Below are 21,371 nucleotides of genomic sequence, written 5' to 3'. Positions count from 1 at the left end.
GCAAAAAACAAATTAAACTAGCATAAAACAAAGATGGGAAATAAAAAATACAGACTTGGTTTATTATTATTTTTGGGATGTACGATAAGTATTCAGGCTCAAGATTATTGGAGTAGAATTGAACAAAAGAAACCTTCTTTGGGTATTGCCGAAGTTTATCAAAAAATAAATACGCCTGCTTTTCAATTAAAATTGGTAAAAGCATCGCAAACAGTTGCAGGTTTAAGACCAATTAAAAATTTGAATTTTGATTTTACACCTAGCGACCGACTTGAAATTAGAGACAAAGATGGACTTTATCATCTTGGAGATATTAATTTAAGAATTAAAGAAGCAAACGGTGATTGGCAAAGCTATTCGACAGCAGCAAAGCGTGAAGCGGTTACGCCTTTAGAAGCTTCGGAAAAAGTTTTAGCTGCCGCTGATTTAGCCAATACTTTGCCAAGTAATATTCCGGTAACAATTAAGCGTTTTTATGAAATTGATGGTGGCGAATTAGTAATGAGATTTGAGATTACTAATAAATCAGCTAATACTATTGAGATTGGTGCATTAGGAATTCCAATGGTTTTCAATAATATTTTAGAAGGAAAATCATTGAATGAAACACACGCTCAAAATGTATTTTTTGATCCTTATATTGGAATGGATGCGGGTTATTTGGAAGTAAAAAGATTAAGCGGTGAAGGACCTGCATTGTTAGTATTGCCAAAAGAAAATATGGCTTTTGAAGCATATCGTCCTTTATTGGATGATCCAACTCCACGAAGCATTGTTTTTGAAGGTTTTCACGAATGGATGGTGTACAGTAAAGCTTACGCAGAAAATGAATGGAAAAATGCACAGCAATGGAATGCGCCAACTTCATTACTATTAAAACCAAAAGAATCTAAAAGTTTTGCCTTAAAACTAGTGCTTTCTGAAGGAATTGAAGACATACAAAATACGCTTGTAAAAGAAGAACTTCCTGTTGCGACAAGTATTCCAGGATATGTGCTTCCACAAGATGTTAAATCACAATTGTTTTTAAACTATAAAAATGAGGTAAGCTCATTTGAAATTGAACCTAAAGGAGCGCTCCAAATAAAAGAAGATGGCAGAACGCCAAAAGGATTAAAGAAATACAGTGTTCACGGTGTTAAATGGGGACGTGCCAGATTGACCATCAATTATAAAAATGGCGTAAAACAAACCATCAATTATAAAATTATTAAACCTGAAAATGAAGTTATTAAAGATTTTGGACATTTCTTGACTACAGAACAATGGTTTGATCAGCCTGATCCAATTTTCAAAAGAAATCCTTCGGTAATTAGTTACGATTATGAAACCAAAAAACAACTGACTCAAGACAGCAGAGCTTGGGTGGCGGGTCTAAGTGACGAAGGTGGAGCAGGAGGTTGGTTGGCAGCAATCATGAAACAGCATATTCAACCTGATAAAGAAGAAATTAAAAAATTAGAACAATTTGTAGATAAAACGCTTTGGGGAAACATTCAATATAGTGATGGAAAAAATAAATATGGCGTTAAGAAAAGTGTTTTTTATTATGAACCAGATTCTCTTCCAAAAGGAACTTACAGCAAAGATGTAGATTATAGTTCATGGGCAGCGTGGAAACATAAAGAAGCAAACGATCCTGGAAGATCTTATAACTATCCGCACGTTGCTGCAGCATATTGGACATTGTACCGATTAGCGAGATACAATAAAGATTTAGTAGTAAATAAACCTTGGGATTGGTATTTAAAACAAGCTTATTATACCTCGATAGCAATGACTGAATTGGCTCCTTATTATGCCCAATTTGGTCAAATGGAAGGTTCGGTATTTCTGTTGATTTTAGAAGATTTAAAAAATGAAAATCTTACTGATCTGGCTTCCAATTTAGAAGTAAAAATGAAAGAAAGAGCCAATCATTGGAAAGCATTGGATTATCCTTTTGGAAGTGAAATGCCTTGGGATTCAACAGGTCAGGAAGAAGTTTATATGTGGTCAGATTATTTTGGGTATGATGAAAAAGCTGATGTAACATTGAATGCAATATTGGCTTATATGCCAACAATGCCTCACTGGGCGTACAATGGGAATGCGCGCAGATATTGGGATTTCTTATACGGAGGAAAGTTATCGAGAGTAGAACGTCAAATCCATCATTACGGATCTTCATTAAATGCTATTCCAGTTTTGAGACAATACAGAAAAAAATCGGATGACTTGTATTTATTGAAAGTGGGTTACGGCGGACTTTTAGGAGGAATTTCAAACATTACCGAAGACGGATTTGGTTCTGCAGCTTTTCACTCTTATCCAACAGAATTAAGAATCGATTATTTGTCTGGCGATTACGGTTCAGGTTTTTACGGTTACGCGGTAAATACCGCCACTTATATTACAAAAGATAGCGATTTAGGCTGGTTAGCTTTTGGGGGAAATATCACAATAAAAGGCGATTTGGTTCAAGTAAAATTAACTACGGCAGCAAAATCGAAAGTTTTTATTGGTCCAAAACAATTGTGGTTAACATTAGACGCCGGAACTTTTGATACAGTGACTTATAATACAAAAACAGATGAAGTTGAAATCACTTTAAGCAGTCAGAACGAATTTACTCCAAATGCTTATTTGAGAATTAATAAAGATATTCAGCTTCCTTATTCTAAGGTTAGAGGAGCTTATGAAATCCCGCTTCAAAAGAAAACAATTCAAATAAAAATTAAATAATTTTTGCTTTAAACTAAGATTGGTTTTGAACAGGGGCAATTAGTAGTGGAGTTGCCCTTGTTCTTTTTTAAATCTTAATAGCTCAATTATATTAAAATAATACAATTACAATCATGAAAAAGAACATATTATTTAACTTCCTTTTACTGTTCTTTATGATAAGCGGCTTTGCGCAAGAAAAAGTAAATGTCAACTTATTAAATGCTGGAAATCCAATTTTGCCAGGGTATTATGCAGATCCAACAATTAAAAAATTTGGAGACATTTATTATATTTATGCTACCACAGATAATGAAATGCTGGCATCTGGAGCTCCAACCGTTTGGTATAGCAAGGATTTGAAAAACTGGTACAATTATACTATGGAAATTCCATCTTTTACAGCAAAACCAATCACCAATTTTTGGGCGCCAGATATTGTTGTTGGAAATGATGGTAAATATTATTTGTATTTTGGAAACTGTGAAATTGGCTGTAATATTTACGGTTATGTTTCGGATACTCCGATAGGACCTTGGAAAAAACTAAATCAAAATGATGAACCCGTAATTTCAAATGGATATCCAAGAGAAGGTTTTCCATCATTAGACGCACAATTTTTTAGAGATTCTGATGGGAAAATATACGGTTATTGGGGAACTTGGGTACATTATAATGGCGGATATGCCGTAGGAGAATTAAATAATTCTACGATGAAAGAGATGATGAATTCCAAAAATATTCCGTTAAGTCAGACCCCAGAACCTTTTGAAGCCGCGTACATGATGAAAAAAGGAAACAAATATATCTTGATGTATTCTGGAGCTTCTTGTCATGACGAAACTTACAATGTTAGATATTCTTACTCAGATTCTCCTTATGGTCCGTTTAAAGAAGGAATTAATAATCCGATTTTGAGTACAAATGAAGATAAAACGACACACGGACCCGGACATCATTCGGTATTAGAAGACGGAAAAGATTATTATATCGTCTATCACAAACACGATTATCCAATGACTCGAGGAGGCTTGGCAAGACAAGTTTGTATCGATAAAATGGTTTTTGAAAACGATTCGACGATCAAAAAAGTAGTTCCAACTTCAGTAGGTATTGGAAAAATTGTAAAAACAAATGTGCCTGAAAACATAGCACTTAATGCAAAAGCAACAGTATCTTCCTATTATCATTTACAATCTTTAGAATACGATTATCAATACAAACCTGATTTTGCAACAGATGATAATAATGCAACAATGTGGAAAGCTGGAAGTAATGCGCTACCGCAAGATTTAACGATCGATTTAGGAAGCGTAAAAGAAATAAAAAGGGTAATGACCCAATTTGAGTTTGCAAGCTATTATTATCAATATACATTAGAATATTCTAAAGACGAGAAAAACTGGCATTTGTATGCCGATAAATCAAAAAATCGCACTTCTGGAAGTCCAATGATTGATGATAAGAATGTGATGGCTCGTTTCTTAAAACTAAAAATTTTAGGTACAGAAAAAACAGGACTTTATGCGGCAGTTTGGAATATAAAAGTGTACAGCGAATTATTTGAGCTTCCTCTAAAATTGGAAAATAAAAAATCGAATACTGAACCTGCAGCTGTAAGTTCACATAAAATGCTGATAGATCTTGATATTTCGAATGAAAAAAACAATACTTCATTTAGCAGTTTGCCAAATAAAGGTTCGTTAGGAGGTTCGTTTACAAAAATGGGAAATGTCACAATTTCTTTGGATAAAGAAAATAAAATTAAAGCTCTTAATTTTGTAAACGGAGCTTTGATTTTGGATAAGCCTGTTCCTAAAAGTTTGGCTTGGAATGGTTCTTATTCTGTTGCAGTCTGGGTAAAAAATCCAGAAGTAGCTAAAGAAGGAGAATTTCTAGCTTCGTGGTGTGATCGTTCAGAATATAATCTGGCAAATTCTTTTAATGCATTGGCTTATAATAGCAGTCATTATGGTGCTGCACCGCATTTAGATGGTCATTTTGATATGAAATACAACAAAGTTCCAGAACAAAATAAATGGCATCATCTTGTTTTGACGTTTGATGGTGTTGTGGAAAAAATTTATGTAGACGGCGTACTTGATAATGCTCAAAATATGATGTTGTCATCGGCTATAAAAAATGCTAAAATCATAATTGGCGCTTCAGATATTGGAGAAAATTATTCTGGTTTTATGGCATCTTTTAAAATGTATGATTACGGATTGAGTAAAGATGAGGTCCTAAATTTAATGAAACAAACTGCGCCCAAAGCAACTAAAGAACCTTCTAAAAAATAGTTTAAATAAAGCATTCGAAAATGAAAAAAAGAGTACTGATTTTATGCGGCTTACTGTTGTGCGCGTACCAAGCTTCTTCTCAAACTTACGAAGTTAAATCTCCTAATGGACGCATTCAGCTAAAAGTGAATAATTCCGATAAAATTTCTTGGTCGGCATCATTAAATGGAAATTTGATTATTGAAAATGCAGAAGCGGGAATGGATTTTTCATCAAAAACAAATTTTGGATTGAATCCGAAAGTTAAAAAACAGACCGTAAAAAGTGTATCTCAAAACATACATGCCATAGTGCCAATTAAAGAAGCTGAGATAAAAGATGAGTACACCGAACTTTCAATTACTTATCAGGGAAATTACAAGCTTAATTTTCGCGCCTATAATGACGGAGTTGCCTATCAGTTTATAGATGAAGCTAAAGAAAAACGAAATGTAATTTCAGAAAAAGTCTCTTTATCATTTCCAAAAGACTCTCGTTCTTTATTTCCTCAGGAAGAATCTATGTATTCTCACAATGAGCGATTGTATTTGGATAAATCTTTAAATGATATTGCTTCAAAGGATTTTTGCAGTCTTCCGGTTTTGTTTACTACGCCTAAAGCAAAAGTTTTATTTACCGAAACAGCACTTCATGATTATCCAGGATTATTTTTAAAGGGCAACGGAAACACAACTTTAAATGCAATATTTCCAAAATATGTTTTAGAAGCAGTCGATAAAGACGGAAGATCAGATCGTGTGCAAACCATTGCGAAAGAGGCAGATTATATTGCAAAAACAAACGGAAGTAGGGCTTTTCCGTGGCGTGTATTTATGATTAGTGATGACGATCGCACTTTTATAGAAAGTAACTTGTCTTACCAGCTGGCAGAGCCAAATGTGCTTAAAAATACCGATTGGATTAAACCCGGAAAAGTAGCTTGGGATTGGTACAATGATAATAATATTTATGGAGTTGATTTCAAAGCGGGTCTAAATACAGCAACTTATAAATATTTTATAGATTTTGCTGCAGCGAATAAAATTGAATATGTTATTCTTGACGAAGGCTGGACAAAATCGACTACTGAAATTCTTGATTTTAATCCCGCAATGGATATCAAAGAATTGATTCGATATGGAAAAGAAAAAGGTGTCGGCATAATTCTTTGGGTGCTTTGGAAACCATTAGATCAGAATCTATTGCCAATTTTAGAAGCCTATAAAAGTTGGGGAGCAAAAGGAATAAAAATTGACTACATGCAACGCAACGACCAGTATATGGTTAATTCTTATGAGCAGATTGCCAGAGAATGTGCTAAATTGGAATTATTAGTAGATTTTCACGGCGCATTTAAGCCTGCAGGTTTACACCGAAAATATCCAAATGTATTGAATTACGAAGGAGTTAGAGGGAATGAAAACAACAAATGGAGCGAAGACATTACGCCAGCGCATACCGTAACGATTCCGTTTATTAGAATGGCGGCTGGACCAATGGATTTTACACCTGGCTCGATGATTAATAAGCAGCCTAAAAATTTTGCCATAAGTTTTAATAATCCAATGACAATGGGAACGCGCGCACATCAAGTGGCAATGTATGTTGTTTATGAAGCACCGTTGCAAATGATGTGTGAATCGCCATCAACTTATTATAAAGAACAAGAAACAGTTGATTTTATTACTCAAATTCCAACAGTTTGGGACAAAACAGTTGTGCTTCATGGTTCTGTTGGAAATTATATTGTAGTAGCAAGAAAAAAAGGCGATAAATGGTTTATTGGAGGAATGACAGATGCAGATGCTAGAGAATTGCCTATTGATCTTTCTTTTTTAGGTGAAGGAAACTTTTCGATGGAAGTATTCTCAGATGGAATTAATGCTGAAGCATTTGCGCAAGATTATAAAAAAGAAGTTTTAGAGGTTACTAAAAATACAAAAGTAACGGCTAAAATGGCTTCTGGAGGAGGCTGGTCTGCGATTATTACGAAAAAATAATAACGAATGAATAATGTTATGAAAATCGCTGTGCTTCTTTTTTTATCATTTGTTGGAGTAATAAATGCACAAAAAGAAGCCTCGGCGAAGAAAAGATATATTCCCGCTAAAATTTGGTCTGTTTCGGATCACAATAATTATGATTCTCCAGATAGTGATTACAGTTATAGTCGAATGATGGAGTCGGAGAATATAGTGATGTTTTGGCATAAAGAATATGGCGATGATCCGACTTTAAACACTGATATTAAAAAACGTTTCGATCCCAAAAAAGCAATGGAAGAATGTGAACGATTTTATCAGTTTTATGTAAATGATTTAAAATTGGTTCAAAAAGGGCACTCAGTAAGCGATCAATATAAATTACTAATATTTGTTTTTGGAGGAACTGAAAACACCGCTTTTGGAGGTGGAGAAGAGGATAAAGTTGGCATTTTATGGACTCCAGCTGTGCGAATAAATAAAGTTCCTTATGGAGCATTAGCACATGAAATTGGTCATTCCTTTCAGTATATGAGCCATGCCGACAGCAAAACGGGACCATCTGGACCTGTTATGGAAATGTCGGCTCAATATATGCTCTGGCAAGTATATCCTGAATGGATGACTTTTGAAAATTATCATCTTCAAGATTTTTTAAGAGGAACACATTACGCTTTTCTGCATCCTGCCAATATGTATCATTCTCCTTATGTTTTGGAATATTGGTCTCAAAAACACGGCATTGATTTTTGGGGAAGACTCAGCCGATCAACTAAGGAAGGAGAAGATGTTGTAATGACTTATAAGAGAATCAATAATCTTTCTCAAGAACAATTTAATGATGAAATGTTTGATGCTTCTCGAAAATTTATTACTTGGGATTTAAAAAGAATAGATGAGGTTGCAAAACCATATCGAAACCTGCATTTTTCGAAATTGGATGAAATTGAAGAAAACTGGTATCAAATAGATTCTACAAATTGTCCTCAGGATTATGGTTATAATGGAATAAAACTAAACGTTCCAGCGGCAGGAACAAAAGTTAAACTAAAATTTAAAGGTTTGGCTGAAACCAAAGAAGCCGGCTGGCGCTATGGATTTGTAGCCTCATTAAAAGACGGCAGTAGAGTTTACAGCAATGTTTTTAAAAAGAGTGATGGTGAAGTTGAATTTAAAATTCCAAAAAACACAGAATATTTATGGTTAGTAGTTAGCGGAAGTCCGAAAGAGCATGAAAAGCATTCTTGGGAAAATGAAAAAGAAGTTTATAGAAGTTTTCCATATAAAGTACATTTCGAAAACACAAAACCATTTTAGTTATTTAATTTGATTAAAAAAAGCTTTATAAATTTATAAAGCTTTTTTGTTTTATGAAAACTGCACCTTTCATTTGAAAGATGCAGTACATTTTTAATTAAATATGTTTAGCTAAATTGCTACTTTACAATAATCTTTTTGGTCTGTTTAAAATTTTGAGACTGAATAGTTACAAAATAAATACCTTTTGATAAATTCCCAGTATGGTATTGTTCTTCAAGATTGTACTTTTTATTTTCAAAAACTACTTGACCATTAATGTTGGTTATTTTTAAATTGTAAGTTTCAGTATTTTCATTTGATACTTTAATGTTAAGCAAAGAAGCATTATTAGTTGGATTTGGATAAACCAAAAAGTTAGTAGATGAATTTGAAAAATCGGTAACCGAAAGATTTTCAGTTATAATTGCTTTCCAATCCCACCAATTTTTATCTACACTAGCCGTACTTGTAGCTCCATCTTCCAATTTAATTCTGTAATTGAATTTAGCTTTACGCGTAGTTTCGCCTTCAAAAACATAATCTGAATTACAAATTACAGCGAATATAACGCCATTTGCTGGAACACCTTGAGCAAAAGAAATAGTGCAATCGCCAGCATAAACAGGCTGAGTATAAACAGTTTTTCCTTCTTTGGTGCGGTAACATAATTGAATCGACATATTTTCTCCTAAAGGCTCAAAAAATACAGTAGCTTGATTTCCTTCAACATGAATCGGAATAAAGTTTGCACCAGACCAGCCAGGCAATGTCTTTTCATTTGGAATTAAATATCCGTTTTCGTCTGCAGTTGTTATTGCATAAGGCGTTGCTTTCCATTTTTCTACATTAATAAGAGCTGGCTGTTCAGGGCCTAATTCGCGTCCCATATTATTTCTATATAGATTTAAAATAGGCTGCTCGAACTTTCCAAAATCGGACAATGCTAATCTTGCTCTGTATTCTTGAATCAATTTACGTGTTTTGGTATCTCCTAAACCATTAACAACACCGTTGCCATTTGCAATACCTTCTAAAACACGTCCTTCGCAATAATTCCAAACCCACGGTAAACTTTTTTCATCTACAATTTCTCCTAAAAACGTTGGAAATACAGAACTATACTGAACTCCTCCAATAATATCTCTCGTTAATCTTAAAGTTACTCCTTCTGAATTTTGAACTCCAGAATCTACACCTTCTGCAGAAGGTCCTCCAAATGAACCATCTTGAAGCCATCCGCTGTAGCATTCGATAGGAATAAAAGGTGCGATAACAGAACCAGCACTTAACCATCCTAAATCGACATTACTATAATCTGTGCTTCCTGTTTTTTTAATATCCAAAACGGTTTGAAGCCAAACATTTGAGCCTTCATGAAACCAAGCAGCTTTTCTGCATCCAGGCAAAGAAGCATAAATAGCATGAATACCTTCGTGAACACAAGCCCCAGTTTGATACTGTGCATCTGGAAAAGTTGTATTCGGATCGAAACTTGCAACAGGATAATAAGACAAAAGAACCATTGGCCAGCTTTCTCCATCTGGAGTTCCAACGCCGCTCTGCCATCCACCTAAATCGGTATTTGAAGCAGTATCGGTACACAAACCAGAACCATATAAATAGACAGAACTGCGATATCCTGCGCGATACAATTTGTCTGGTGGCCAGCCCATATTATCTCTTAGAAAAGTAAAATCGCTATCTAAGCGTTTTAATAATAAATCTACAGCTGTATCTGTAACCAAAGGATTAGCATTTGGCCCAGCAACAAAAGTCCATGAACCTACACTTGTAGATTTAGCTACATTACAGCCATTATAGTTTGGATAGTCTTCTTCTAAATTTTTTGTAGGCTTTGGAAAATCGGGATAATCCGCTTTAAAATCATAATGAAGAGTCGTGTCATAACTTGGCCAAACACTAAAATCACTATTGGCTTCTTTTACCGTTAAAAAATAAGAAAGTGTGCTTTCGGTTCCGCAATCATTAATGTAGGTAAAACGATAAGTTCCTGAATTTTCTACTTGTAAATTTGAAAGTGTGATGTTTTGATTATTCGAAACAAAATTATTTGGTCCAGTCCATTTCATTTTGCCTCCTGTTGTATTGTTTGCAATTGAAGCTAAAAACTGTACACTTTCGGTTGGAGAAACAACAGCATAATTTTGAGCTTTTTCGCTTCCGTTATTTATTTTGGCAGTAGCCGTCAATCCTGTAGGGTCGCATTGGGTTGTTTCTACACCAAAAACTTGGAATTCAACTACTCCGGTTGCAGTAGTGCTTTTGAAATAAACCCTTAATTTCTTAGCTTTAAAATTTAAATTTCCAACAGAATTAAATTGGTTTAAAGCTAATCCTACCGAACCAGAATTAATCCAATCAAGTCCGTCCCAATACATAATGTAAGCATCTGTAGGCTGAGCAATTCCTCCAAAATCTGTAAACCAATATAAGGAAACCGAATTTATTTGATGAGCAAAATCCCAATCATATTCTATCCAATTATAGGTATTGTAGGCCGCCTCGCCATCCCAATTTCCATAAATGGGATTTGTTCGATCATCAGAACTAATGGGTGTAAAACCATCATTTACTGCACTTAGACTTTCCCAAGGCGAAACATGAGAGGTGCTTACTTTTGTAGAACTCAGCATTGCTAAATTTGTCTGAGCATTTAAATTTTCTGCGATGAGCACAAAGAGTCCAAGAAGCAGAAAAGATAAAAATCGGGGTAGTTTTTTTTCTTTCATAGGATAAGTTTTGGTTGTTAATTGTTTAAAAAATCATACGTTTCTAAACGATTGGAGCATGATTTTTAATTAAGTCTGACTGGTTAAAAAGAATTTTTACTCTTTAAACACTAAGTTAGGACTAGTCTTATTAAAATTATATGTACTTAATTATCTGATAATTAGTAAAAGTTAACCAGTATTTACTTTTCGATAAACTTCAAAAAAAAGCCGTCTCATAATTTGAGACGGCTTTTTTGATGTTAGGCGAATTATATAAAGCGCTATTTCATAGGCTTAAAATGCTCTTAATGCTTCAATATCTTCTGCTGTTTTGGCAAGTGGTTTTCCTAATAGTTTATAAGAATCCTTTGTAATAAGGAAATCTTCTTCTATACGAATACCTCCAAAATTTCTGTAAGCTTGAACTTTATCATAATTGATAAATTCACTGTATTTTTTTTCTGCTTGCCATTGATCGATTAATTCTGGTATAAAATAAATCCCAGGTTCTACTGTCAATACAAAACCTTCTTCAAGCTCTTTTGCTAGACGTAGCGATTTTAATCCAAATTCGGTGCTCTTTTTCAAAGTATCGGTATAACCTACATATTGTTCGCCTATATTTTCCATATCATGAACATCCATTCCCATCATGTGGCCTAAACCGCATTGAAAAAATAGGGTATGAGCACCTGCAGCTACGGCTTCATCTAAATCGCCTTTTACTAAACCAAGAGACTTCAATCCAGTTAAAATTTCTTTACATGCCGTAAGATGCGAATATTTAAAGAAAGTTCCAGGTTTTAAAGTGGCTATGGCAGCCTCTTCGGCCTTTAAAACAATGTTATAAATTTCTTTCTGCTGAGAAGTAAAAGTATTGGAAACAGGAAAAGTTCTCGTCATGTCTCCGGCATAATGCATATTTGTTTCAGCACCGCAATCGCATAAAACCATTTGTCCGTTTTGTAAAACATTGCTGCCAGCGTGATTGTGCAAATATTGTCCATTTATAGTTAGAATTGTTGGAAATGCAAGATGACCGCCTTTACTGATCGCTGTGCCTTCTACTTGTCCCGCAATTTCATATTCGGTCATTCCTGGGCGTGCACTTTGTATTGCTTTTAAATGCATTGCAGCCGTTATATCTATGGCTTTTTCAATTTCAATCAGTTCTTCATTTGTTTTATAAGAACGCTGTGCAATTATCGCCTTTGACAATTCAATTGAAGCTTTTTTTGCTATTTCGTTAGGATGAATATCCAACAGATAACTTAATTTTAAAGTTATTGCGGCACGATAAGGAGGAAGAAAATGAATAGCACGTTTTTGCTGTAATGCATTTTTAAGCACACCTTCTACAAAAGATAAAGACTGTACGGCTGTAATTCCTGATTTTTCTGCATAGATATTTAGTGAATCTTGTGGCCCGACCCAAACGGTTTGTTCAATCGTGAGATTATCGCCAAACAGTATTTCGAGATCAGAATCGATATCAATTATTAAAAATAAAGAAGGAATATCTATTCCAGTATAATATAAAAAACTGCTGTCTTGTCTAAAATGATAGATATTATCTCTATAATTCATTCCAACTTCTTCATTTCCAGGCAGAATTATAAGGCCTGAACCAATTGTTTTTTTTAAGACTTGTCTTCTATTTATATAAGTTTCTCTGCTAAACATATTTTGAACTTTGTATTTTAAACTAATATTATATTCCTCCGCCAGGGCAGTGTTCTTTTAAGTATTGTGTGAATAATTGAGATAAATGTTCTGAAGTCCCTTCGCCTTCATCGATGCTATGAGTGCGATTTGGATAACTCATCATTTGAAATTGCTTTCCATTTTTCACTAATTCGTTAGCAAGCATTTCAGCTCCCTGATAATGTACGTTGTCATCACCAGTTCCATGAACAAGCAATAAATTACCTTGAAGTTTACTTGCGTAAGTAATAGGCGAGCCTTTTATAAATGGTTCTTTGTTTTCTTGAGGTAATCCCATATAACGTTCCTGATAAATATTATCATATAAAAGCTGATTAGGTACAGCAGCAATAGCAATTCCTGTTTTATAAATTTCTGGATATTGAAATAAAAGATTCAAGGTTGTAGAGCCTCCGCCGCTCCATCCCCAAACAGCGATTCGGTTTTGATCTACAAAAGGCCATTTTAGAATTTCTTTAGCCGCCATTGCTTGATCTCGAACATTTATAATTCCGATATTTTGGTAAATGGATTTTCTCCAAGCGGCACCTTTTGGAACTGGAGTTCCTCGACCATCCAAACTGATTTGAATATAGCCGTCTGCGGCAATGTCTCCATTATATAAAAAAGTACTTGCATAACCAGCCGCATCTTTTACAGTTGCTCCTGCAGGTTCTGTATAAACATAAAACAAAACAGGATATTTTTTTGTTTCATCAAAAGGAGTTGGTTTTATCATCCATCCGTCGAGAGTTATGTTATCAGCTGTTGTAATCTGAATCATTTCTACATTGTTGATTAACTCAGAATGAAGGTCATTTTGTTTAATTACTTTCTGATTAGAAAGCTCTACCCATTCTAATTTTCTTTCGTTTTTATGATTAGAAAATTTATGTTGAGCATATTTTGCATCGGGAGATAATTGATAATTGTGTGTTCCAATTTCATTAGCAGGAGATACTTTTACAAGTTTTCCTTTTCCGTTTAAAAGTGTTTTGTATAAATATTGCTGAGTAGCATTTTCAGGTGAAGCTAAAAAGTAAACGAAACCGCTTTTTTCGTCAACAGCTTTAATTTCTATAATATCATATTTTCCGTTGGTAACTAAAGTCTCTTTTCCATTTTTACTGATTCGGTATAAATGTCTCCAACCATCCTTTTCAGATAATGAAAGAAATTCTGTTTCCTTATTAATCCATTTCCAACCCTCATCTTGAGTTGGTAATATATCAATCCAAGAATTATTTTTTTCCGAATAAATTTGATTTACTTCACCATTTTTAGGATTACATAAAAAGAGTTTCGCCTCATTTTGTTTGCGATTTAGTTGTTCAGCCAATATCGAAGTACCGTCAGGAGTCCATTGCATTAACGGAATATAATGTTGTTTAGAATCACCAGGAATATTCATCCAAGTGGTTTGAAGCGAGGCGATATTGACAACTCCAATTTTACATGCCGATGGATCTTGTCCAACTTTTGGATATTCTACAGGAATCGTATAAGAGTATATAGAATCGGTATTATTGATCATTAAGAAATTTTTGATTTTGGTCGCGTCAATTTGCCAAAATGCAATGCTTTTTCCGTCTGGACTCCAGCGAAAACCATCTCTACAATTAAATTCCTCTTCATAAGCCCAGTCAAAAGTTCCGTTAATTAATCGGTCAGTTCCGTCAGTTGTTAGAGCCGTTGCTTTTCCAGAATTGAGATCTTCAATATACAAATTATGATTGCTTACATAAGCAATTGAACTGTTGTCTGGCGATAGTTTAGCAAACATTAAAGACGATTCTGGTCTGCTTTTTCCAATCTGATGCAATTCTTTGGTTTCGAGGTTTAAAATCCAATAATCTCCACGTGTTTCTAGTCTCCAAACTTTTTTCGAATTAGTATAAATCAAAACTAATTTTTCGTTTTTACTGAACTCAAAATCTTTGATTTCTAAAGCTTTATTGCTTCCTTTTGCTTTAAGCTGTTTTGTGTCAATAATTTTGGTTGGAGTAAAATTGGGTAATTCATATTGTATGATTTCTCCTTTCTCTATTGTGTAATAACTTTTGTTATTATTGGCCCATTTTAAATTTTGAGCATTAGTTGTTAGAAAAAAAAGAGATGCAATTAAACAGAAAAAAAGAGAAATTGTTTTTTTCATAGTATCGAAATATACTTTAGTTAATAATTGAGATTTTATTTTATGTTGGTTTCCAAAATTGGATTTATATAATACATTTTTGTAATAGAAGCTATATCAAATAAAGACACTTGATCTTTTGATAAAGCAATATTCTGCCATTGCTCTGACGGTATTATTTTGATTTTTTCGCTATTGTTTTTTAATGTCAGAGGCAAATTAAAACCGTTTATGCAATTGGTGTAACGGTAGAAAACTTTGGTTTTATCTGTATTTAAATAGAATTCAAAATTAGGAATTTGTGTTGTTTTAAGATATTGTTCGTAAACTTTATCGTAGTTAAAATTAAGCTTTTTTGAGATATAATTTTCAATCTGTTTTGAGTCAACCGTTTGATGATAAAATTCTTTTCCTAATCCTCTCATTACTTCTCGAAATAAAGTATCATTATCGACTCCATGACGAATGGCGTGAAGCATATTACCCGCTTTCGGATACATATCGCCGCTTCCTTGCGCGTTGACGTTGTAATCGGGTATAATTGGCCTGTCATTTCTTATTCCTTGGCGAGTTCCTGCATTGTATTCATTACCAGCTTGTTTTCCAAAGATGTAATCTACAAAAAGAGTTTCGCTGTAATTCGTAAATCCTTCGTGAACCCACATATCAGCTAAATCATTTGTTGTGATATTATTGCCAAACCATTCATGTCCGCTTTCATGAATAATGATAAAATCCCACTTCATTCCCCATCCAGTTCCAGAGCCATCATTGCCGCGATATCCTGATTTATAATGATTTCCATAAGAAACAGCACTTTGATGTTCCATTCCCGTATGTGAGGTTTCTATTAGCTGATAACCATCTTCGTAAAAAGGGTAAGGACCCATCCAATATTCAAATGCGTCTAACATATTATGAACTTCTTTTGGCATATATTTTTTGGCCTTTTCCAAATTGTAATCCAGTACCCAATAATTTAGATCTAAATTACCTTTTTCACCTTTATAAGTTTCACTGAAGTTAACATATTTCCCAATGTATGGAATGATGCAATAATTGCTAATCGGATTTACAACGGCCCATTTATAAGAAGTTGTTCCGTCATTATTGCTTTTCTTAAACTGTAATCTACCGTTTGCAATTGCAGTTAAAGAATCAGGAACAATCATCGTTAAACTGGCACCATTATTTGGTTCGTCGCTTTGATGGTCTTTGCACGGATACCACACAGATGCGCCCAAACCTTGGCAGGCTACTGTCATCCACGGACGGCCTAAAGAATCTTTAGTCCAAATCCATCCTCCGTCCCACGGGGCTTTTATGGCTTCATGAACTTTTCCGTGATAGAAAATATCAACTTTGCTACTTGTTTTAATTTTAGATTTAGGAGTTTTAATATACCAAACACCATTTTCTTTAGCAAAACTTAATTTTTTTCCAGATTGAATTACACTGTCAATAACCAAAGGGTTTTGCAAGTCGATCTGCATTTTGGTATTGCTCTTTTCTTTAACTGTCTTGTAAGTTATAGTATTGCTGCCAGATATTAATTTATTGTTGTAATCAGGTTTTACAGTAATATCGTAGCGTAACACATCCCACCATTGTCTTTCGGGAGTCAAACTACCACGTAATGTGTCTGATAGCGTGTATGTTTTTGTTTTTTGGGCAAAAGAAATGAAATTAAAACACAAAAAAACAAGAGTTAAGTAGTTCCTAATCATGGCATTTTAAATTTGAAATGTTTAAAAAATTAGCTGGGCTAAAAAACTTTTTCATTACAGAAAAAGAGTGTAGGTTTTCAAAAATATGCACATTTAGACGATTGAAGCTAGGCTTTTATTATCAAGATATAATAGAATATTACTTAAAGATGGCCGAATAGATTATGATTTAATGAGTGAATTTTTAAACTCAAAAGGCGTTTTCTTTTTGATCTCTTTAAATTTTCTATTGAAATTTGAAATGTTATTAAATCCGCTTAGTTCTGAAATTTCTATGATCGATAATTCCTTGTTTTTTATAAGAAGTTTTGCAGCGTGTTCTATTCTTATCTCGATCAAAAATTGGAAAAAAGTTTTTTTAGTACGAGTTTTGAAATATTTGCAGAAAGCATTTTTGGTCATGTTTGCAATCTGAGCAATTTCGTCCAGAGTGATATTTTTTTGATAATGCGTCATAACAAAATCAAAAACCATTTGCATTCGTTTTCCTTCGGCATCAGTAAAAGGTTTATTGAAAACATAATTCGAAAGATGTTTTTTTTCTGACTGGCTAAAGGCTTTTAGCATAGACATTAGCAGAATAAAGCGGTCATATTTATCGGCTTCTTTAAATTTTTTAAATTTCCTTATAATAGATGGTTTTGCATCTCTAATTTGTATTCCGTTTTTAATAGCAGTAAAAAAAGGCTGTACGATATTTAATTCTGGTAAATTGAAAAAGTCTTTTCCAAAACCATTTTCGGTAAAAAAAACAGTATACATGACAGACATTCCTCTGCTTTCAGAAATATCGCTTTTAAAAACATGAGGTAAATTGCTTCCTAGTATAATAATGTCACCTTTTTGATATTCGGTAATCATATCTCCCACTAAAATTTTACCTTCTCCTTTTTTTATGTAACTAATTTGAATCTCTTCGTGCTGGTGGTATTTGTCATAAAAAATAGTTTCGCAGTCTTCTTGATATATAAATGCTTCTTCACTTGATTTCGGTATTTTAAATGGAAAAACTTTCATTGCGTTCTTATTTTTTTCATATTTTACGGAAAGATATAAAAATTAATAAAAGATGAATTAAAATTAATCTAGTTTTTGTTAAAATGTTACAAATGAGATAATATTGTATAGGTTTTTGATAATATTCTTAGGTGAAATTTTTGGTACCCCTCGATACCTTTGAAATAAATAAAAATAAATAAATTATGAATATTCAATGGAAAGGGGTAATGCCAGCTGTTACCACAAATTTTACAGCTGAAGACACTTTAGATTTTAAAATGTTTGAAAAAAATCTTAATTATCAATTAGATGCTGGAGTCGAAGGCGTTATTCTTGGAGGAACTTTAGGAGAGGCGAGTACTCTTTTAGAAGAAGAAAAACAAGATTTAATTCTTGAAACAGTTCGTATAGTTGATGGAAAGGTTCCTGTAATTATGAATATTGCAGAACAAACAACTCGCGGAGCTATTGAAGCTGCAAATAAAGCCGAAGCTAATGGAGCAAGAGGTTTAATGATGTTGCCTCCAATGCGTTATAAAGCTACCGATTTTGAAACTGTTGAATATTTTACACAAGTAGCTAAAAATACTTCTTTACCAATTATGATTTACAACAATCCAGTTGATTACAAGATTGAGGTAACGTTGGATATGTTTGAAGAACTTCTAAAACTTGATAACATTCAAGCAGTGAAAGAATCTACGAGAGATATTTCAAATGTAACCAGAATCATTAACCGATTTGGAAGCAGATTGAAAGTCCTTACTGGAGTTGATACATTAGGTTTAGAAAGTTTATTGATGGGTGCTGACGGATGGGTTGGAGGTCTTGTAGATGCATTTCCAGAAGAGACGGTTGCCATTTATAAACTAGCTAAAGCTGGCAGAATTCAAGAAGCATTGACAATTTACCGTTGGTTTTTGCCTTTGTTAGAATTGGATATCAATGCTCAGTTAGTTCAAAATATTAAGTTAGCTGAAGTAGGAACAGGATTAGGGACTGAATATGTGCGTGCGCCAAGGTTGCCGCTTATGGGAGCTGAAAGAGAACGTGTTTTGGCTATTATCGATAATGCATTAAAAAACAGACCTGTATTGCCAGAATATAAAAGCCTATAATTAAAAGTTTTTTGAAACTTTTTCAATTTTAGAATTACTTAACCCTATAATAAAGAATACATGATTACTGGAAAAAATTACATAGGAAATCAGTTGTCAGCTAGTGGCGATAAAACCTTCAAAACGTTTAATCCACAGCAAAACGAAGATAATCCTTGGCAGTTTACCGAAGCAAGTAATGAAGAAATCGAATTGGCGACAGCTCTTGCTAATAAAGCATTTTTGACATTTCAGAAATGTACTGGTAAAGAAAAAGCTTTGTTTTTAAGAGCAATTGCAGATGAGATTTTGGCTTTAGGAGATAGCTTGTTAGACGTATATTGTCAGGAATCTGGTTTGCCAAGAGGACGTGCTGAAGGAGAAAGAGGACGAACTATTGGGCAATTAACTGCTTTCGCTGATTTAGTAGCCGAAGGTTCATGGGTAGAGGCAACAATTGATACGGCTATTCCTGACCGAGTGCCATTGCCAAAAGTAGATCTTCGTAAAATGATGCGACCTCTAGGCACTGTAGTTGTTTTTGGATCCAGTAATTTTCCATTCGCTTATTCTACTGCAGGTGGCGATACAGCCTCTGCGTTGGCTGCTGGATGTCCAGTAATTGTAAAAAGTCATCCAATGCACGCTGGTACTGGAGAAATGGTAGCTTCAGCAGTTATTAAAGCGGCTCAAAAAACGAATATGCCAGAAGGTGTTTTTTCTAATTTAAATAGCAGTGGTATTGAAGTTGGGGTTAAATTAGTGCAGCATCCTTTGGTTAAGGCAATCGGATTTACGGGAAGTATAAAAGGCGGACGTTCTTTATATGATTTAGCCGCACAACGTGAGGAACCAATTCCAGTTTTTGCTGAAATGGGAAGTATAAATCCTGTCGTAATCTTGCCAGAAGCATTGAAGCATAATTCTGAAAAATGGGCAGTTGCATGCGCAGGTTCTGTGACATTAGGCGCGGGACAATTTTGTACTAATCCTGGATTGATGCTCGGAATTAAAAGCGATTCTTTAAAGACTTTTACAGAACAGCTGGCTGTTGAAATTTTAAAAATTTCGCCAAGCTGTATGTTACATCCATCAATTTATAAAAATTATAAGTCCAATAATGAGCTCTTAAGTTCGCAAGACGGAATTGAAGTAATTGCAGAATATGCTGAAACAGATAATCCAAATTATGCTTCACAAAAATTACTGACCGTTTCAGGCAAAATCTTTTTAGAAAATCCAGTTTTACATCGCGAGGTTTTCGGGCCTTTTTCAATACTAGTACAATGTGAAGATGAAATAGAATTGGTTACTATAATTGAAAAATTAGAAGGTCAGTTGACTGGTAGTATTTTGGCGGAAGAAAATGAGATTGAAAATTATGAAGAAATAGTAGAGGCACTAGGAAATCGTGTTGGAAGAATAATTTTTAACGGATTACCAACTGGAGTTGAGGTATGTCCGTCTATGGTGCATGGCGGACCGTATCCCTCTTCTTCTGATTCTAGATTTACAGCAGTCGGAATTGGTTCAATTAAGCGATGGGTTAGACCTTTTAGTTATCAAAATTGGCCAAACAATAAACTTCCAGAAGCGCTTCAAAATGAAAATCCACTTGGAATTTCAAGATTAGTTAATAATGTTCAAACAAGAGATTCAATTTAAACATGGCTAGAAAAACTTTTTTTTGTGTAGATGCGCATACTTGCGGTAATCCAGTTAGAGTAGTCGCTGGCGGAGGCCCAAATTTAATTGGGGCAAACATGAGCGAGAAAAGACAGCATTTTTTAAGCGAATACGATTGGATTCGAAAAGGACTAATGTTTGAACCTCGCGGACATGATATGATGAGCGGAAGTATTTTATTTCCGCCAACTAATCCTGATAATGATTTTGGTATTTTATTCATCGAAACATCAGGTTGTCTGCCAATGTGTGGACACGGTACAATTGGTACGATTACGATTGCAATTGAAGAAGGATTAATTAGTCCAAAAATTCCAGGAAAAATAAACATGGAAGCTCCTGCTGGATTAGTCAAAATTGAATACAAACAGACGAATAAAAAAGTAGAATGGGTTAAATTAACCAATGTAAAATCATATTTAGCTGCTGAAAATTTAACTGTAGAATGTCCGGAATTAGGAGAGTTAGTTTTTGATGTTGCTTATGGCGGAAATTACTATGCAATTGTAGATCCGCAAAAAAACTTTTCAGGGATTCAGGATTTTACAGCAAGTAAGATTGTGCAATACAGTCAGGTTGTGAGAGCACGAATTAATGAAAAATATCCAAATTTATTTATTCATCCTGAAAATGATACCATCAGAGATGTCAGTCACATGTTATGGACGGGTACACCATTAGATCCAACTTCATCTGGACGAAATGCTGTTTTTTATGGAGATAAAGCCATAGACAGATCGCCTTGCGGTACAGGAACATCGGCGAGAATGGCGCAACTGCATGCTAAAGGACTGCTTAAAAAAGGAGATGAATTTATACATGAAAGTTATATCGGAAGCAAGTTTGTTGGTAGAATTGAAGAGGAAACGGCTATTGGAGATATAAAAGCAATTGTTCCCAGCATACAAGGATGGGCTAAAGTGTATGGTTACAATACCATAATTATTGATGAAGAAGATGATCCATACGCATATGGATTTCAGGTGTTGTAATTCAAATTTCCTGAATTAAAAGTTTTTAGTTTTTGCA

Annotated in this window: 12 protein-coding genes; 7 read left to right on the top strand and 5 right to left on the bottom strand. The window is 34.2% G+C overall.

Translation table 11 applies throughout. The features are described 5' to 3' along the window. Positions 1 to 33: 33 nt before the first annotated feature. The 4 genes from OD917_RS22130 to OD917_RS22115 all read left to right on the top strand — a co-directional run bounded on the left by OD917_RS22130 (position 34) and on the right by OD917_RS22115 (position 8,281). Positions 34 to 2,724: a DUF5695 domain-containing protein gene (locus OD917_RS22130; RefSeq protein ID WP_263525548.1), complete on the top strand. Its 2,691-nt coding sequence runs from the start codon at positions 34 to 36 to the stop codon at positions 2,722 to 2,724. A 113-nt stretch (positions 2,725 to 2,837) separates the two neighbouring features. Beyond that, entirely contained in the window at positions 2,838 to 5,003 is a 2,166-nt protein-coding gene (locus OD917_RS22125; RefSeq protein ID WP_263525547.1) for a family 43 glycosylhydrolase, read from the top strand. Positions 5,004 to 5,023: 20 nt separating this feature from the next. Next, on the top strand, positions 5,024 to 6,982 hold the full coding sequence (locus OD917_RS22120; RefSeq protein ID WP_263525546.1) for a glycoside hydrolase family 97 protein: 1,959 nt from the start codon (positions 5,024 to 5,026) through the stop codon (positions 6,980 to 6,982). A 6-nt stretch (positions 6,983 to 6,988) separates the two neighbouring features. After that, entirely contained in the window at positions 6,989 to 8,281 is a 1,293-nt protein-coding gene (locus OD917_RS22115; RefSeq protein ID WP_263525545.1) for a DUF6055 domain-containing protein, read from the top strand. A gap of 119 nt (positions 8,282 to 8,400) precedes the next feature. Here OD917_RS22115 and OD917_RS22110 read toward each other — a convergent pair whose 3' ends face one another. The 5 genes from OD917_RS22110 to OD917_RS22090 all read right to left on the bottom strand — a co-directional run bounded on the left by OD917_RS22110 (position 8,401) and on the right by OD917_RS22090 (position 17,577). Then, positions 8,401 to 11,013, bottom strand: coding sequence for a T9SS type A sorting domain-containing protein (locus OD917_RS22110; RefSeq protein ID WP_263525544.1), 2,613 nt, complete (start codon positions 11,011 to 11,013; stop codon positions 8,401 to 8,403). A gap of 276 nt (positions 11,014 to 11,289) precedes the next feature. Continuing rightward, the gene (locus tag OD917_RS22105) at positions 11,290 to 12,678 is read right to left on the bottom strand and encodes an aminopeptidase P family protein (protein WP_263525543.1); all 1,389 of its coding nucleotides are present in this window, start codon (positions 12,676 to 12,678) and stop codon (positions 11,290 to 11,292) included. A 28-nt stretch (positions 12,679 to 12,706) separates the two neighbouring features. Further along, positions 12,707 to 14,854 carry a S9 family peptidase gene (locus OD917_RS22100; RefSeq protein WP_263525542.1) on the bottom strand — a complete coding sequence of 716 codons (2,148 nt, stop codon included), beginning with the start codon at positions 14,852 to 14,854 and terminating at the stop codon, positions 12,707 to 12,709. A gap of 35 nt (positions 14,855 to 14,889) precedes the next feature. Next, positions 14,890 to 16,560, bottom strand: coding sequence for a M1 family metallopeptidase (locus OD917_RS22095; RefSeq protein WP_263525541.1), 1,671 nt, complete (start codon positions 16,558 to 16,560; stop codon positions 14,890 to 14,892). 162 nt (positions 16,561 to 16,722) lie between these two features. Next, positions 16,723 to 17,577 (bottom strand): AraC family transcriptional regulator, encoded by an 855-nt coding sequence (locus OD917_RS22090; RefSeq protein ID WP_263525540.1) that lies wholly within the window; start codon positions 17,575 to 17,577, stop codon positions 16,723 to 16,725. A 185-nt stretch (positions 17,578 to 17,762) separates the two neighbouring features. Here OD917_RS22090 and OD917_RS22085 point away from each other — a divergent pair, with 185 nt between their 5' ends. The 3 genes from OD917_RS22085 to OD917_RS22075 are packed head-to-tail and all read left to right on the top strand — an operon-like array spanning position 17,763 to position 21,334. Then, complete coding sequence (locus OD917_RS22085; RefSeq protein WP_263525539.1) at positions 17,763 to 18,677, top strand: dihydrodipicolinate synthase family protein; 915 nt, start codon at positions 17,763 to 17,765, stop codon at positions 18,675 to 18,677. A gap of 60 nt (positions 18,678 to 18,737) precedes the next feature. Continuing rightward, a complete protein-coding gene (locus tag OD917_RS22080; protein WP_263525538.1) occupies positions 18,738 to 20,321 on the top strand; it encodes an aldehyde dehydrogenase (NADP(+)) in 1,584 nt (527 codons plus the stop codon). A 2-nt stretch (positions 20,322 to 20,323) separates the two neighbouring features. Then, positions 20,324 to 21,334 (top strand): 4-hydroxyproline epimerase, encoded by a 1,011-nt coding sequence (locus OD917_RS22075; protein WP_263525537.1) that lies wholly within the window; start codon positions 20,324 to 20,326, stop codon positions 21,332 to 21,334. Positions 21,335 to 21,371 lie beyond the last annotated feature (37 nt).

The organism is Flavobacterium sp. SH_e (genome assembly GCF_025717045.1).
Classification (GTDB): Bacteria; Bacteroidota; Bacteroidia; order Flavobacteriales; family Flavobacteriaceae; genus Flavobacterium.
The sequence above is the reverse complement of the archived record's forward strand: the minus strand, read 5'-3'. Positions and strand labels throughout refer to the sequence as shown.

Coding starts and splice junctions, on each gene's coding strand:
- OD917_RS22110 (WP_263525544.1), bottom strand. CDS start 11,013: ATGAAAGAAAAAAAACTACCCCGATTTTTATCTTTTCTGCTTCTTGGA.
- OD917_RS22075 (WP_263525537.1), top strand. CDS start 20,324: ATGGCTAGAAAAACTTTTTTTTGTGTAGATGCGCATACTTGCGGTAAT.
- OD917_RS22125 (WP_263525547.1), top strand. CDS start 2,838: ATGAAAAAGAACATATTATTTAACTTCCTTTTACTGTTCTTTATGATA.
- OD917_RS22115 (WP_263525545.1), top strand. CDS start 6,989: ATGAATAATGTTATGAAAATCGCTGTGCTTCTTTTTTTATCATTTGTT.
- OD917_RS22085 (WP_263525539.1), top strand. CDS start 17,763: ATGAATATTCAATGGAAAGGGGTAATGCCAGCTGTTACCACAAATTTT.
- OD917_RS22080 (WP_263525538.1), top strand. CDS start 18,738: ATGATTACTGGAAAAAATTACATAGGAAATCAGTTGTCAGCTAGTGGC.
- OD917_RS22095 (WP_263525541.1), bottom strand. CDS start 16,560: ATGATTAGGAACTACTTAACTCTTGTTTTTTTGTGTTTTAATTTCATT.
- OD917_RS22130 (WP_263525548.1), top strand. CDS start 34: ATGGGAAATAAAAAATACAGACTTGGTTTATTATTATTTTTGGGATGT.
- OD917_RS22105 (WP_263525543.1), bottom strand. CDS start 12,678: ATGTTTAGCAGAGAAACTTATATAAATAGAAGACAAGTCTTAAAAAAA.
- OD917_RS22100 (WP_263525542.1), bottom strand. CDS start 14,854: ATGAAAAAAACAATTTCTCTTTTTTTCTGTTTAATTGCATCTCTTTTT.
- OD917_RS22090 (WP_263525540.1), bottom strand. CDS start 17,577: ATGAAAGTTTTTCCATTTAAAATACCGAAATCAAGTGAAGAAGCATTT.
- OD917_RS22120 (WP_263525546.1), top strand. CDS start 5,024: ATGAAAAAAAGAGTACTGATTTTATGCGGCTTACTGTTGTGCGCGTAC.